The organism is Mycobacterium sp. B14F4 (genome assembly GCF_039871645.1).
GTDB lineage: Bacteria > Actinomycetota > Actinomycetes > Mycobacteriales > Mycobacteriaceae > Mycobacterium.
In genome coordinates this window covers 464,516-478,321 of sequence record NZ_JBDPMF010000004.1, presented here as the reverse complement: position 1 = coordinate 478,321, position 13,806 = coordinate 464,516, and the positions used below count along the sequence as shown (strand labels likewise).

At 67.2% G+C, this 13,806-nt stretch carries 14 protein-coding genes; 7 read left to right on the top strand and 7 right to left on the bottom strand.

The genetic code is table 11. From position 1 onward, the window contains the following. Positions 1-68: 68 nt before the first annotated feature. Positions 69-701, bottom strand: coding sequence for a cutinase family protein (locus tag ABGB19_RS14760; protein WP_347686683.1), 633 nt, complete (start codon positions 699-701; stop codon positions 69-71). A 395-nt stretch (positions 702-1,096) separates the two neighbouring features. Here ABGB19_RS14760 and ABGB19_RS14755 point away from each other — a divergent pair, with 395 nt between their 5' ends. Next, a complete protein-coding gene (locus ABGB19_RS14755; RefSeq protein ID WP_347686682.1) occupies positions 1,097-2,365 on the top strand; it encodes a hypothetical protein in 1,269 nt (422 codons plus the stop codon). A gap of 12 nt (positions 2,366-2,377) precedes the next feature. On the opposite strand, the gene ABGB19_RS14750 is transcribed toward ABGB19_RS14755, so the two are convergent. The 5 genes from ABGB19_RS14750 to ABGB19_RS14730 all read right to left on the bottom strand — a co-directional run bounded on the left by ABGB19_RS14750 (position 2,378) and on the right by ABGB19_RS14730 (position 7,252). Beyond that, on the bottom strand, positions 2,378-2,770 hold the full coding sequence (locus ABGB19_RS14750; protein WP_347686754.1) for a DUF5078 domain-containing protein: 393 nt from the start codon (positions 2,768-2,770) through the stop codon (positions 2,378-2,380). Between the two features lie 62 nt (positions 2,771-2,832). Then, on the bottom strand, positions 2,833-3,159 hold the full coding sequence (locus ABGB19_RS14745) for a DUF732 domain-containing protein (RefSeq protein ID WP_347686681.1): 327 nt from the start codon (positions 3,157-3,159) through the stop codon (positions 2,833-2,835). Continuing rightward, positions 3,156-6,062 carry an MMPL family transporter gene (locus ABGB19_RS14740; protein ID WP_347686680.1) on the bottom strand — a complete coding sequence of 969 codons (2,907 nt, stop codon included), beginning with the start codon at positions 6,060-6,062 and terminating at the stop codon, positions 3,156-3,158. The genes ABGB19_RS14745 and ABGB19_RS14740 overlap by 4 nt, the downstream gene beginning before the upstream one ends. Then, positions 6,059-6,487, bottom strand: a complete 429-nt coding sequence (locus tag ABGB19_RS14735) for an MmpS family protein (protein ID WP_347686679.1) — start codon at positions 6,485-6,487, stop codon at positions 6,059-6,061. Before ABGB19_RS14735 ends, ABGB19_RS14740 begins: the two co-directional genes overlap by 4 nt. A gap of 168 nt (positions 6,488-6,655) precedes the next feature. Continuing rightward, entirely contained in the window at positions 6,656-7,252 is a 597-nt protein-coding gene (locus ABGB19_RS14730) for a helix-turn-helix domain-containing protein (RefSeq protein ID WP_347686678.1), read from the bottom strand. Positions 7,253-7,305: 53 nt separating this feature from the next. Here ABGB19_RS14730 and ABGB19_RS14725 point away from each other — a divergent pair, with 53 nt between their 5' ends. The 4 genes from ABGB19_RS14725 to ABGB19_RS14710 all read left to right on the top strand — a co-directional run bounded on the left by ABGB19_RS14725 (position 7,306) and on the right by ABGB19_RS14710 (position 10,901). Continuing rightward, on the top strand, positions 7,306-8,142 hold the full coding sequence (locus tag ABGB19_RS14725) for a mycofactocin-coupled SDR family oxidoreductase (RefSeq protein WP_347686677.1): 837 nt from the start codon (positions 7,306-7,308) through the stop codon (positions 8,140-8,142). A 10-nt stretch (positions 8,143-8,152) separates the two neighbouring features. Next, the gene (locus tag ABGB19_RS14720) at positions 8,153-9,355 is read left to right on the top strand and encodes a cytochrome P450 (protein ID WP_347686676.1); all 1,203 of its coding nucleotides are present in this window, start codon (positions 8,153-8,155) and stop codon (positions 9,353-9,355) included. A 56-nt stretch (positions 9,356-9,411) separates the two neighbouring features. After that, a complete protein-coding gene (locus tag ABGB19_RS14715; RefSeq protein ID WP_347686675.1) occupies positions 9,412-9,648 on the top strand; it encodes a hypothetical protein in 237 nt (78 codons plus the stop codon). A 188-nt stretch (positions 9,649-9,836) separates the two neighbouring features. Beyond that, entirely contained in the window at positions 9,837-10,901 is a 1,065-nt protein-coding gene (locus tag ABGB19_RS14710) for an amidohydrolase family protein (protein WP_347686674.1), read from the top strand. A gap of 1 nt (position 10,902) precedes the next feature. Here the strand turns inward: ABGB19_RS14710 and ABGB19_RS14705 are convergent, their stop codons facing one another. Then, positions 10,903-12,132, bottom strand: a complete 1,230-nt coding sequence (locus ABGB19_RS14705; protein WP_347686753.1) for a cytochrome P450 — start codon at positions 12,130-12,132, stop codon at positions 10,903-10,905. Between the two features lie 75 nt (positions 12,133-12,207). On the opposite strand from ABGB19_RS14705, the gene ABGB19_RS14700 reads away from it, so the two are divergent. Further along, positions 12,208-12,834: a helix-turn-helix domain-containing protein gene (locus ABGB19_RS14700; RefSeq protein ID WP_347686673.1), complete on the top strand. Its 627-nt coding sequence runs from the start codon at positions 12,208-12,210 to the stop codon at positions 12,832-12,834. Next, positions 12,834-13,772, top strand: coding sequence for an SDR family NAD(P)-dependent oxidoreductase (locus tag ABGB19_RS14695; protein ID WP_347686672.1), 939 nt, complete (start codon positions 12,834-12,836; stop codon positions 13,770-13,772). The genes ABGB19_RS14700 and ABGB19_RS14695 overlap by 1 nt, the downstream gene beginning before the upstream one ends. Positions 13,773-13,806 lie beyond the last annotated feature (34 nt).

The following is a 13,806-nucleotide window of genomic DNA, read 5'->3' as shown; positions in this document are numbered from 1 at the left end:
GCGGAGCTCCTCCCTACGGTGTTAGGTCCGCCTTAGTCCTACCAGATCGACGCCGCCGAGCGCGAACGCTATGTCCGGCCGGCAGCGAACTCGGCAGCCTGGTTAACCATTCCAGTGCTTACGTACGCGCCGTGGGCGCCCATGTCCCGGCCTCCCTCGAAGCAGATCGGGTCGTTGGGGACGCAGAGATCAATGGTCTTGGCGACGTAGGGCAGCCCGATGCGGGGCAGCGGGCCAGGCGACAGCGTGTCGGCGAAACTGCTGCGCGGCCCGCCGAACAGCGCCACTGCGGCGACATGGTCAGCAACCGCCGGCGGCAGGCCGGCGGTGGCCACGTCCATCACTCCGGCGCCCTGCGAATAGCCGCCCAGCACCATCCTGGTGCTCGGGCAGTCGACCGCCATCCCTTGAACGTGCGCAGCGGTGTTGTCCGCGCCGGCGCGGGTGCTCCTAGCGAAGTCCCTGCTGGCGGGGTAGTCGACGGCGTAGACGCCCAGGGACCGCCCGTCCAGCCGGGACCGCAACGCATCGACGAACGCCTGTCCGATGCCCCCCACCCCGGGGGGTTCCGTCGTGCCGCGGGCGAATACCACCTCCACATCGGGACACGGCGCCGCGGCGGCGGCAGGAGGGCGCAGCGGGGAAGCCGAGAGCCCGACGGCGGCCAGTGCGACGGCCAGGAGGCGCGCGATTGTCGTCATACTCCTTCGTCGCACAGGAAGGTCGAGATGTCACACGGACGCCTCGAACAATTAACCCTCGCGTTAACCACGCTCTCCTTGAGCAAACTAGGGCCACCGTGACGGGACGGGGGCCATCGGACGTGCGGCCGGACAGCGCATCGTCGCGGGGACTCGAGCGGTGATCGGGCTGCCGACGGTGCTGGCCCACGTGCGCGCGAAACCGGACGTCTCGGCGGTCAGTCCCGCAACTTGAGTAACACCTGCCCCAACAATGCGATATCCGGCATAGCGCCGGGGCTGCGTTCGGCTTCCAGCGTGCCCCCCGGGGCCGAGCAAACTATGCTCGGTTCGCCGACGGTTCGGCTGCACAAGCAGTGGGCGGCATCAGGTTGGCTCGACGAAGGTAGGGCAGCATGGAGACGGTACTGGGGCTGTCGATGACCTCGAACAGTATCGGGTGGGTGCTGTTGGACGGCGCTGACGCCGACGCCACCACACTCGACCACGACCACTTCGACCTCGTCGCGGACGCGGCGATCGACGGTGACATCGCCAAGCATCAGTCGGCGGTGCGCGGGGCCCAGGCCATCGCGGCCGCCAGCGGCCATCAGGTGAGCTCCATCGCCGTGACGTGGACCGACGACGTCGACGCCAAAGCGGCACTTCTTCTGAAGTCGTTGCCGGACATGGGGTTCGAGAACGTCGTGGCGGTGCCGCTGCCCGAGGCGGCCCGTCTGTGGGCCGGGGCCCACGGCCGGACACTCGGCTTCGACCGGTACGCGGTCTGTGTGGTGGAGTCCTCAGCAGTGACCGTGGCGTCGGTCCTCTACGACACCGCTCGCACGGCACGCACCCAGATGCGGGAGAGCGCCGACGGCCTGGGGCGCTGGCTGGGCGAGGCTTTCGAGAGCCTTCGCGCCCAACCCGAGGGCCTCTACCTGATGGGATCGCGTGGGGACCTCGAACTGATCGCGGGCCCACTGGAGGAGGCATTGCGCATCCCTGTCGTCGCATCCGACGACGCCCAGCTGGTGCTGGCGCGCGGAGCCGCGCTCAAGGCAGGCGCCGCGCCCACCCCGTCAGAAGCCGAGGGTCCCGCCACCCGCCCGGTCAAGTACCGGCCTCGGCCGGCACGCCGTTACCGGTTCGGGCCACACGCCCGCGCCGCCACCGTGCTGACGGCCGGAGTCATCGCCCTGTTCGCCTTCGGGCCCGAACTGGCCGGGCAGTCGGAGTCGGCTCCGCCCGAGAACCGGCCGTCCGCCGATGCGTCCGCCCTGTCGGCGGCGTCGAACTCCTCAACGACGTCGGTCAGGGTCCACGCCGTCCCGTTGCCCGCGGCGGTGCCCGCCGCCCCGACCGCGCAACCGCTGGCCGTCGTTCCCGCGCCGCCGCCGGAGACGTTGCCGGTCGACGACATCGCACCCGTGGCCCAACCGGAGGTCGTCGAGCAACCGATCGTCGAACCGGCCGCTGCCGTCGAGGAGACGGTGGAGGCGGTCGAGGCGCAACCCGCCGTCGCGCCACCGACACCGGTCGTCCAACCCGTCGCGGCCGTGCCCGCGCCACCGGCACCGGAACCCGCCGCCGCGGCGCCGGTCGCCGTGCCCGGGCCGAATCCCGTTGCGCCGCCGGACCCGATCGCAGCGGCGCTCAGCCCGATATTCGGCGGCCTGCCCTGACGACCCGCCGAGCTACCAGGTCCAGACCGAAGGCTGGCTCGGCGGGTAGTTCATGCACACGTCGGTGCCGTGCGCCGAGACGCCCTTGTTGTTGAAGAACAGCTTCGCCCAGTTCGGCCACCGGAACGCCATCTGCTCGTAGTAGATGTCCGTGGCGATGTTCTCCGAGTACTGGCGCCGGCCCGCGTAGTCCATCGAGAAGAACCAGTAGATGCGGTCACGCGCGCCCTGCTGCACCTGGGGCGACTTGTTCTTGTAGTCGATCATGTACCGCTCGTAGTACACCGGATCGGTGTCGCGCACGGCCGCCATGTACTGGTCGACGGTGCACGTGGTCTTCAGCATCCGGTTGGGGATCGGGTAGTCGTCGGTGGCATCTGCCGCCGCGGTCAGCGGGGACGCCATCGCCGCACAGCCCAGCGTTGCCAAGACGATCGTTGCTCTACGAAACACTTCTCGACTCCTCGCTATCGCGCTTGGTCCAGGATCGGCAGCAGGTCGGGGCAGTAGTAGCGCAGCGCAGCGGCCAGGAACTGATAGGACCGTTCGGTGGTGTCCTGGCCCTTCTGCAGTTGGGCCTGGATGAATCGGGCCGAGGCTTGGACGTCCTTGTCGACGCCGTTGCGCTGGCGCTTGCAGGTAATCTTGCCGATCCAGGCGTTGTAGTCCTTCTGCCCGTAGATGCCGTAGCTGTGCAGCTCCTTGGCGAAGTCGCTGTCAGGATCGGCCCGTGCCGGCGAAGCGAACACCAAAGCCGCTGCCACCGTTACGATTCCGGCGATCACACGTTTCATGACTGGCCTCCCTCCTGACTGGCCGGTGTCAGTTCCCTCGGCTTGGGCCACGGTGCGGGGATGGGCCGTTCCCGCACCCGCTGAGGCCACCAGAACCACTTGCCCATGAGCGCCGCGATGGACGGTGTCATGAACGCCCGGATCACCAGGGTGTCGAAGAGCAGGCCCAGACCGATGGTAGTGCCGACCTGGCCGATCACCGTCAGTTCGCTGACCGCCATCGACATCATCGTGAACGCGAACACCAGGCCCGCCGACGTCACGACCGAACCGCTGCCACCCATCGCGCGGATGATGCCGGTTTTGATGCCGGCGTGCAGTTCCTCCTTCAACCGCGACACCAGCAGCAGGTTGTAGTCCGCGCCCACGGCCAACAGGATGATGACCGACATCGCCATCACCATCCAGTGCAGCTCGATGCCGAGGAGGTGCTGCCAGAACAGCACGGACAACCCGAACGAGGCCCCGAGCGAAATCACCACCGTGCCAACGATGACCGCGGAGGCGACCACGCTTCTGGTGATGATCAGCATGATGATGAAGATCAGTCCGAGCGAGGCGATGGCGGCGATCAAGAGGTCGTAGTTGCTGCCGTCGGCCATGTCCTTGAACACCGCGGCGGTGCCGGCGAGGTAGATCGTCGAACCCTCCAGCGGGGTGCCCTTCACCGCTTCCTTCGCGGCCTGTTTGATCGCCTCGATCTTCTCGATGCCCTCCGGCGTCATCGGGTCGCCGTCGTGACTGATGATGAAGCGCACGGACTTGCCGTCGGGGGAGATGAAGTTCTCCATGCCCTTCTTGAACTCCTCGTTCTCGAAGACCTCGGGCGGGAGGTAGAACGAGTCGTCGTTCATCGACGCGTCGAACGCGTCGCCCATGGCAGTCGAATTCTCCTGCAGGGCGGCCATCTGATCCTGCATGCCCTTCTGGCTGGCATACATGGTCAGCATCATCGTGCGCATCGTGCGCATCGTGTCGATCATCGGCGGCATCAGCGTGACCATTTGCGGCATCAACTGATCCAGCCGCTCCATGTCGGGCATCAGGTTCTGGATGTCGTCGGTCATCGTGTTGATGCCGTCGAGGGTGTCGAACACCGACCGGAACGCCCAGCAGATCGGGATGTTGTAGCAGTGCGGCTCCCAGTAAAAGTAGTTGCGGATCGGCCGGAAGAAGTCGTCGAAATCGGCGATGTGGTCCCGCAACTCGGCGACGTCGACGGTCATGTCCTTCATCTTGGCGACCATGCTGTGCGTCGTCGCCGCCATCTCCGTGGTGAGCGCGGACATCCGCTCCATGTTCTCGATGGTCTTGGCCATCTCGTCGGCCTGCACCAGCATGTCGGCCATCCGGTCCTGCAGATACTTCTGGTTCATCTGCTGGGTGGTGCCCTGCATGCTGATCTGGAACGGGATCGACGTGTGCTCGATCGGTTTTCCGTCGGGGCGGGTGATCGCCTGCACGCGCGAGATGCCCGGAACCCGGAAGACCGCCTTGGCGATCTTGTCAATGACCAGGAAGTCCGCGGAGTTTCGCAGGTCGTGGTCACTTTCGATCATCAGCAGTTCCGGGTTCATCCGGGCTTGCGAGAAGTGCCGGTCGGCGGCCGCGTACCCCTCGTTCGCCGGCAGGTCGGCGGGCAGGTAGTTGCGGTCGTTGTAGTTGGTGCGGTAGCCGGGCAAGGTCAGCAGGCCCACCAGCGACAGCGCGATCGTCGCGACCAGGATGGGGCCGGGCCAGCGCACGACGGCGGCGCCGATCTTGCGCCACCCGCGCACCCGCATCGCCCGCTTGGGTTCGAGCAGATTGCCGAACCGACTCGCGGTGGCGATGATCGCCGCGCTGAGCGTCAACGCGGCCAGCACACCCACCGTCATGCCGATCGCCAGCGGGACACCGAGCGACTGGAAGTAGGGCAGCCGCGTGAAACTCAGGCAGAACGTCGCGCCCGCGATGGTCAGGCCCGACCCGAGCACGACGTGGGCGGTGCCGCGATACATGGTGTAGTAGGCCGATTCTCGGTCCTCGCCGGCCTCGCGCGCCTCCTGATATCGGCCGATCAAGAAGATCGCGTAGTCGGTGCCCGCCGCGATCGCCAGCGTCACCAGCAGGTTGGTTGCGAATGTCGACAGCCCGATGATCTCGTGGAAGCCGAGGAACGCCACGACACCGCGGGCCGCTGCCAACTGCAGCACCACCATCACCAGCGTCAGCACCACGGTGACGATCGACCGGTAGACCAGCAGCAGCATCACGATGATCACCGTGAAGGTGAGCGCCTCGATCATCCGCATGCTGCGGTCGCCCGCGATGTGCTGGTCGGCGGCAAGGGCCGCCGGGCCGGTCACGTACGCCTTGACCCCTGGCGGCGGTTGCAGGCTGTTGACGATGTCCTGGACCGCCTCGACGGACTCGTTGGCCAACGCCTCGCCCTGATTGCCCGACAGGTACACCTGGACGTAGGCGGCTTTACCGTCGTTGCTCTGTGCGCCGGCGGCGGTCAGCGGGTCGCTCCACATGTCCTGCACGCTCTGGACGTGCTTGGTGTCGGCCTCGAGCTTGTCGACCATCTGGTCGTAGAAGGCGCGGGTGTCGTCGCCGAGCGGTTCCTGCCCCTCGATGACGACCATGGCCGAGCTGTCGGAGTTGTACTCCTCGAAGACCTGGCCGACGCGCTTCATCGCGATCATCGACGGCGCAGACTCCGGGCTCATCGACACCGCGCGCATCTGGCCGACGGTTTCCAGTTGCGGCACAACGACGTTCAGCAGCGCGATCAGGGCGATCCAGCCGATGATGATCGGGACGGCGAACAGGCGGATCGCACGCGGGATGAACGGCCGCTTCGCGTGCCGGACCGGCGGGAAGGCTTCGGTCGCAGCCTCGCTCGTCGGCGTGCTCATGCGGACTTCACGAAGCAGAAGGTCTGAGCGCTCACGCCGGTGGAGGTTCTCTCGTCCTTGACTTCGTCATCGACGGTGATCCGGCAGGTGATGCTTCCGCCGTCGCCCTGGGCGACGATGTTCGGAGCCGCCGACGGCGCCGTGGTCTGCAGGGTCAGCGACCACGGCAGCGCGGCGCCGTCGATGCGCTGCGGGCGGGCATCGAGGTCCAGGTAGTTGATGTCGGCATAGGAACCGGTGCCGAAGATCTCGTACGTGACGACCTTCGGGTCGAACGGTTCGGGATCCTCTGCGAACACCTTGGGGGTGACGATGACGCCCTCGGCGCCGAAGAAGGTGCGGATGCGGTGGACGGTGAACCCGGCGATGGCCACCACGATCACGATGACGAGCGGGATCCACACTTTTTTCGCTAGTCGGAACACACCGACCGCCCCGACCCAATGCCACCCATGTATTTGCGCCCTCGAGTTTCGTATCCGTCGCTGTGGTTTAGCTGTGCGTAACTTAGCCCGTATAACTTCTCACTGAGCCATAGGTTAGCTCAAGTCATCGTGCTGCTGGTCACCAGCGCGGCGGCCCTGTGACCCGGGTCACTTCGAGGGCATTTCGAACCGGTTGAGGTAGCGCTCGATGAACGCTTCGGCCTCGGCGTGACCTCGGGTGATGCCGAGTCCGCGCTCGAGCAGAACGATGCGGGCCAGACTGGTGACGATCATAGACATCACGACCGGCGGAAAGGCCTCCACGTCGGCGCCGTGGGCGCGCATCGCCAGCGTCACGACGCTCTCTTCGACATCGCCGAAGCGCTCGGCGTACGCGGCGATCTCGCTGCGGATCGCTTTGCGGTGATTGGCCAGCGCCATGAACTCCATGAACAGCCGCGCCCCGTGCGTGCTGTTGAGTTGCCACAGTGCGTGCAGCGGTCGGTCGGCGGCCACCGCCTCGCGCTGGCGGGCCAGGTTCGTCTCGGCGCCGGCGCGCAGCACTGCCAGGAACAGGTCGTCCATGCTCGGGAAGTAGTAGTGCACGAGCGCGGGCTTGACCCCGGCCTTGGCCGCGACCCGCCGTGAGGTCGCCGCGGCGTAGCCCTCGTCGAGCATGACTTGGGCGGTCGCCTCGATCAGCGCGACACGCGTGGCCGACTCGCGTCCACCCCTTGACCCCTCCTCGACAGGGCTGCTAGACATGGCGCCAGCTTAGGTGTTGGGCGATCGCCCAACAAGCGAGGGGAGCGGCGTCGATGGCAGGTCGGGTAGAGGGCAAGGTCGCGTTCGTCACCGGAGCGGCCCGCGGCCAGGGCCGCAGTCACGCCGTGCGGTTGGCGCAGGAGGGGGCCGACATCATCGCCGTCGACGTGTGCCGGCCGTTCGCCGACTCACCCGCGGAGGGCTCGACGCCGGAAGATCTCGCGCACACCGCCGACCTGGTCAAGAATCTCGATCGGCGCATCGTCACCGCCGAGGTCGACGTCTGCGACTTCGAGGCGCTCAAGACCGCCGTGGACGGAGGCGTCGAGCAACTCGGGCGACTAGACATCATCGTCGCCAACGCCGGGATCGGGACCGTCGGCACCAAGCTGCACAAGATGCGCGAGGACATCTGGCAGGAGATGATCGACGTCAACCTCAGCGGAGTGTGGAAGTCGGTGAAGGCCGGCGTTCCGCACCTGCTCTCCGGCGGGCGCGGCGGGTCGATCGTCTTGACCAGTTCGGTTGCGGGACTGAAGGCTTACCCCCACACCGGGCACTACACCGCCGCCAAGCACGGAGTGGTCGGGTTGATGCGCACGTTCGCCGTCGAACTCGGCCGGCACTCGATCCGGGTCAACTCCGTGCACCCCACCCACGTCAACACGCCGCTGCTGATGAACGAGCAGACCTACCGGATGTTCCGCCCGGACCTGCCGAACCCGGGGCCCGACGATCTCGCCCCGGTCTGCCAGACCTTCCACATGCTGCCGATCCCCTGGGTCGAGGCCGAGGACATCAGCAACGCCGTGCTGTTCCTGGCCTCCGATGAATCACGTTATGTCACAGGTGTTCCGCTGCCGGTCGACGCCGGCAGCTGCCTGAAATAGGGAAGAGACAATGGCCATCCTCAACGACAGCACCGTCTACTACGACCCGTATCGCGTGGACATCGTCGCGGACCCGTACCCGACGTATGCGCGGCTGCGCGAGGAAGCGCCGCTCTACTACAACGCGGACTACGACTTCTGGGCATTGTCCCGGCACGAGGATGTCGAGCGGGCGCTGCTCGACTGGCAGACGTTTTCCAACAGCCGCGGCGACATCCTCGAACTCATCCAGTCCGAGTTCGACATGCCCAAGGGCGTGATGATGATGGAGGATCCGCCCGTCCACACGATGCTGCGGGGCCTCATGTCGCGGGTGTTCACCCCGCGCCGGATGGCCGAGATCGAGGACCAGATCCGGCAGTACTGCGTCAACTGCCTGAACCCGCTGGTGGGCGTGGACCGCTTCGACATCATCGCCGAGCTCGCGTCGATGATGCCGATGAGGGTGATCGGCATGCTGCTCGGCATTCCCGAGTCCGAGCAGGTATCGGTACGCGACGCCAACGACGCCAGCCTGCGCACCAAGCCCGGCTCCCCGATGAAAGTGGTGCGGGCCGACAAGATCGCCGACGGCAGCATCTACGCCGAGTATGTCGACTGGCGGTCCAAGAACCCCTCCGACGACCTGATGACCGCGCTGCTCAACGTCGAGTTCACCGACGAGAGCGGGGTGACGCGCAAGCTCACCCGCAAGGAGGTCCTGCACTACACGCAGGTCGTCGCGGGCGCCGGTAACGAGACGACGGGCCGGCTCATCGGCTGGCTGGCCAAGGTGCTCGCCGAGCATCCCGACCAGCGCCGCGAAGTCGTCGAGGACCGGTCGCTGCTCCAACGCGTGGTGGACGAGACGCTGCGGTTCGAGCCAACCGGCCACAACGTCGCCCGTTTGGTCACAAGGGATTTCGAGGCCTACGGACGCACCGTGCCGGCGGGCAGTGCGATGCTGCTGATGTTCGGGTCGGCCAACCGCGATCCGCGCCGGTACGACCGCCCGGACGTGTTCGACATTCACCGCGACAACATCAGCCACATCACCTTCGGCAAGGGAGTGCACTACTGCATGGGTGCCAACCTCGCACGCCTGGAGGGGCGCGTCGCACTAGACGAGCTGCTCAACCGCTGGCCCGAGTGGGGCATCGACTACGACACCGCCAGACTGGCGCCGACGTCGACGGTCCGCGGATGGGAGCGCCTGGATGTCGTGCTGTCCTGAGGGCCCGGACCGCCGTCCGATGGTTTGAAACTCGTGCGGTGGGGCAAGATTCAGTCATGAGCAAGATCATTCGGCGCGCGGTGCTGGTGGCCGCCGCCTCAGCACCGATCACGGCAGTCGCCCTCATGATGTCGGCATCCGGTTCAGCGCAACCCCTCAACTGCCCGAACGGGTGGTGGGATCCCGTCGCCAACGTGTGTCGAGGGCCGGTGGCAACCGTCCCGCTGGCCTGCGCACCCGGCGAATACTGGAATCCGATCTCGAACGTCTGCCGGCCGCTCGGCCAGTACTAGCGGCCGCGGCGACCGCCCTGGGTCCCGGGCGGGGGCCACGCACCGCACTGCGCTGCCAGCAACTCGCCGACCGGTGTCGGCACGGAAGCCGCGGGGACGCGGCCGGGGCCCGTTTCGCCTGGAGATGTGACACGCGCATCGAATGCGCGACTTTTTCGCGCCCGATCGCTTAGTTTTGGCAAACATCTATGCGAATCATTGATGCCGATGGGCACGTCGCCGAAGGTGCATCGCTGGCGGTCGAGGCGATGCAACGGTGGCCGCGGCACATCGCGCCGCGTACCGACGGCCTCGGCCTGGTGATCGAGGGGCGTAACTACCCGGAATCCTCCGGATTCGGCGCCGGGTGCCCCACCGAGCACGGGCTCAGCTCCTCACCCGGACTGAACTGCTATACCGCCGACGGGGTGCTGGGCGACGCCGAGCGCGACCACATCGACACGATGGTCCTGTATCCGAGCCTCGGGCTGTGCACACCGACGCTGCGGGATCCCGAGTTGGCCGCCGGCTTCGCCCGCCTGTACAACCGGTGGATCGCCAACTACTGCGCATCGTCGAACGGCCGGTTGCGCGGGATCGCGGTCACGCCGATCGAGCACGGCCGCACCGCGATCGACATCATGTGCGAGGCCAAGGAGCTCGGCCTGGTGGCCACCCACATCCCGCCGGCCCTGAAGACCCGCAACCTCGACCACCCCGACCTGGACCCGTTCTACGCCGCGGCGGTCGACCTCGACATGCCGCTCGGCGTCCACGGCGCGCCGGGCATCCACATGCCGAAGATCGGCGTCGACCGGTTCACCAACTACATCCAGGTGCACTGCGTCAGTTTCCCGTTCGATCAGATGGTCGCGATGACGGCCCTGGTCTCGGGCGGGGTGTTCGACCGGCATCCGCGACTGCGGATCGCGTTTCTCGAAGCAGGCGTCGGCTGGGTGCCGTTCTTCATCGATCGCCTGCACGAGCACTTCGAGAAGCGCGGCGACTGGATCGACGGTGGCTGGCGGCGTGACCCGCGGGAGTACCTGGCGTCCGGAAACATCTGGGCGACGTGCGAACCGGAGGAGCCGATCCTGCCCGCGGTGATCGACGTCCTCGGTGACGACTTCATCATGTTCGCCAGCGACTACCCGCACTGGGACGGCGAATGGCCGCGGAGCACGGAGCCCTTGCGCACCCGCACCGACATCGACGAGAAGAGCCGCGCGAAGATCGCGGGCGCGAATGCGGAGCGCTTCTACGCGCTGGCCTGACTCACCACGTCACCGGCAGTTCGTGGATGGTGTAGATCTCCTGCTCGTCGGCGAATCCGAGCTCGTCGTCGGGGACCGCCAGGCGCAACCCCGGCAGGCGGCGCACCAGAGTGGCGAGTGCGATCTGCAGTTCGACGCGGGCCAGGTTCTGCCCGATGCACTGATGGGCGCCGAAGCCGAACCCGAGGTGCCCGCGCGGGTTTCGGTCGATATCGAGGACGTCGGGGTGATCGGCGAACGCCGCGTCCCAGTTCCCCGCGGGCAGGTTCATCAGCACGGGCTCGCCCGCGCGAATCAGCTGACCGTTGATGACGAGGTCCTCGAGCGCCACCCGGTCGACCTGACTGTGCACGATGGACAGGTAACGCATCAATTCCTCGACGGCGTTGGCGATCAGCGCCGGATCCTCGGACTCCCGCAGCCGCCGCAGTTGTCCGGGATGCTGCAACAGCGCCACCGTTCCCAGCGAGATCATCCCCGCAGTGGTCTCGTGACCGGCCTGCAGCAGTATCGCCCCGTTCATCACGGCGGTCTCGCGGCTCAGTTCGCCGTTGGCGACGTAGTCGGTCATCAACCTGCTCATGAGGTCGTCGCCGGGCTCGCGTTCCTTGCGCGCCGCGAGCTTCCACATGTAGTCGAACATCGCCCCGATCGCCGCGGCCTTCTCCTCGGGCGTCGATCTCGCATCGAGGCCCTTGGTGCTGTGGTGCTGAAAGAAGTCGTGGTCCTCGTAGGGCACGCCGAGCAGCACCGAGATGACGAGCGAGGGCACCGGCAGGGCGAACGAGGAGACCAGGTCGGCGGGCGGTCCGCCGGCGACCATGTCATCGAGGAACCCGTCCACGATGGCCTGGATCTGAGGCCGCATGGCCTCGGTCCGCCGGTAGGTGAAGTGGCGGGTCATCATGCGCCGCAACCGGTTGTGCTCGGGATCGTCGATGCGCGCGAAGACCACCGGCACGCTGTCGTCAGCCGCCCGGGCTCGCATGTTCTCGGGCAGCGTCTCGGCCGAGAGGCGGGGGTCGGTCAACGCCGCCTTGATGTCCTCGTACCGGCTGATCACCCACGTCGGCCGCCCGCGCCAGAGCGCCTGTGCCAGTCCGTCGGACGCTCGCCATTGCGCGAACACCGGGGGCGGCCGCAGGGGGCACCCCCTCTCCCGGGGTACCGGCACGACCGGCAGCTCGTCGGGGTCGCTTCGCATCGAAGTCGTCATTGCCGCTCCCGTAATCGGCAGTCTGCTGCCACTTGGACGCGACTCTAGAGTCCGCCTTACTGGCAGTCAACTGTCAGTTAGAGTGGGCGCGTGGCACTGGCAGCCGATCGACCACTGCGCGCAGACGCCGCCCGCAACGCCGAGCGGATCCTGCGGGCGGCCCGTGTGGCCTACGCCGAACTCGGGCCGGATGTCCCGATGGACGTCATCGCCCGGCGCGCCGGGGTCGGTGAGCGGACCCTGTACCGCAGATTTCCCACCAAGGGCGAGTTGGCTCGAGCCGTCATCGACGAGAGCATCGCCGAGCACCTGACGCCGGTGATCGAGCGGGCCTGCCGGTACCGCGACCCGCTGCGGGGCCTGACCGAGCTGATCGAGGCGGCGATCGCCCTGGGTGCGCGCGAGCACCACGTGTTGGCCGCAGCGTTGAAAGCCGGCACGCTCACCGACGTCTCCGTACGACTCGACGACGCACTCGAAGACCTGACGACGCGCGCGCAACAAGCCGGGCTCGTTCGCGCAGATCTGGTGCCCGCCGACCTCCCCCGGGTGATCGCCATGCTCAACGGCGTGTTGACCACGATGGATCCGGCCTCGGACGGCTGGCGGCGATACGTCCATCTGATTCTCGATGCGATGACCACCAGGACACCGCGCAGGCTGCCGCCGGCGGCGGCACTGCAATACCAACCGCGCGTTGAGGATTGGCCACGATAGTGAGAGAACTCCGGTTCGACGATCGAGTCGCGGTGGTCACCGGGGCGGGCCGCGGGCTGGGCCGGGCGTACGCGCTGCTGCTGGCCTCGCGGGGCGCCCGTGTCGTCGTCAACGATCTGGGCGGTTCGGTGACCGGCGACGGATCCGACAGCGAGACCGCGCATACGACTGCGGCGGCGATCACCGCCGACGGCGGCGAAGCGATCGCTGACACGCACAGCGTCGCAACACCCGAGGGTGGTCTGGCGATCATCGAGACGGCGCTGCAGGCGTGGGGGCGCGTCGACGTTCTGGTCAACAACGCGGGCACGGTCCGTGACGCACCGTTCGACAACATGTCGGACGACCTCGTGACCCCGTTGCTCGATGTGCATCTGCGGGGTGCCTTCTTCGTCACGCGGCCCGCATGGAAGGCCATGCGCCAGCGCGGTTTCGGCCGGATCGTCAACACCTGCTCGGCGGCCGGGATCCTCGGCGCACCGAGGATGAGCAATTACGGCGCCGCCAAGGCCGGGCTCATCGGGCTGACCCGCGTGCTGGCGGCCGAGGGCGAGCATCTGGGCATCAAGGTCAACGCGATCGCCCCGATCGCGGCGACCCGGATGCTCGACCATTCGATCGGCAGCGTCGCCGAACTGGCCGACCCGGCGGCCGCGGCGGCGGCCGAGGAGGTGATGCGGCCTTTCCTCGCCCGGCTGGATCCCGCGTTGGTGGCCCCGGTGGTGGGCTATCTCGCCCACGAGAGCTGTCCGGTGTCCGGGGAGATCTACACGGCGGGCGCAGGCCATGTGGCGCGGTTCTTCATCGGCAGGACGCGCGGTTACCACCATCCCGCGCTGTCGATGGAGGACGTCGCCGCGCACCTCCGCGAGATCCGCGACCGCACGGGTCATACCGAGCCGTCCGGGCCCGCGGACGAGATGGCCGAACTGGGCTGAGACTGCGCGTTCTGCTGTCTTGCTATTTTTGCTA

Bases quoted from the DNA above. Each gene is read 5' to 3' on its own strand.
- ABGB19_RS14760 (WP_347686683.1), bottom strand. From the start codon at position 701: ATGACGACAATCGCGCGCCTCCTGGCCGTCGCACTGGCCGCCGTCGGG.
- ABGB19_RS14755 (WP_347686682.1), top strand. From the start codon at position 1,097: ATGGAGACGGTACTGGGGCTGTCGATGACCTCGAACAGTATCGGGTGG.
- ABGB19_RS14750 (WP_347686754.1), bottom strand. From the start codon at position 2,770: ATGGCGTCCCCGCTGACCGCGGCGGCAGATGCCACCGACGACTACCCG.
- ABGB19_RS14745 (WP_347686681.1), bottom strand. From the start codon at position 3,159: ATGAAACGTGTGATCGCCGGAATCGTAACGGTGGCAGCGGCTTTGGTG.
- ABGB19_RS14740 (WP_347686680.1), bottom strand. From the start codon at position 6,062: ATGAGCACGCCGACGAGCGAGGCTGCGACCGAAGCCTTCCCGCCGGTC.
- ABGB19_RS14730 (WP_347686678.1), bottom strand. From the start codon at position 7,252: ATGTCTAGCAGCCCTGTCGAGGAGGGGTCAAGGGGTGGACGCGAGTCG.
- ABGB19_RS14725 (WP_347686677.1), top strand. From the start codon at position 7,306: ATGGCAGGTCGGGTAGAGGGCAAGGTCGCGTTCGTCACCGGAGCGGCC.
- ABGB19_RS14720 (WP_347686676.1), top strand. From the start codon at position 8,153: ATGGCCATCCTCAACGACAGCACCGTCTACTACGACCCGTATCGCGTG.
- ABGB19_RS14715 (WP_347686675.1), top strand. From the start codon at position 9,412: ATGAGCAAGATCATTCGGCGCGCGGTGCTGGTGGCCGCCGCCTCAGCA.
- ABGB19_RS14710 (WP_347686674.1), top strand. From the start codon at position 9,837: ATGCGAATCATTGATGCCGATGGGCACGTCGCCGAAGGTGCATCGCTG.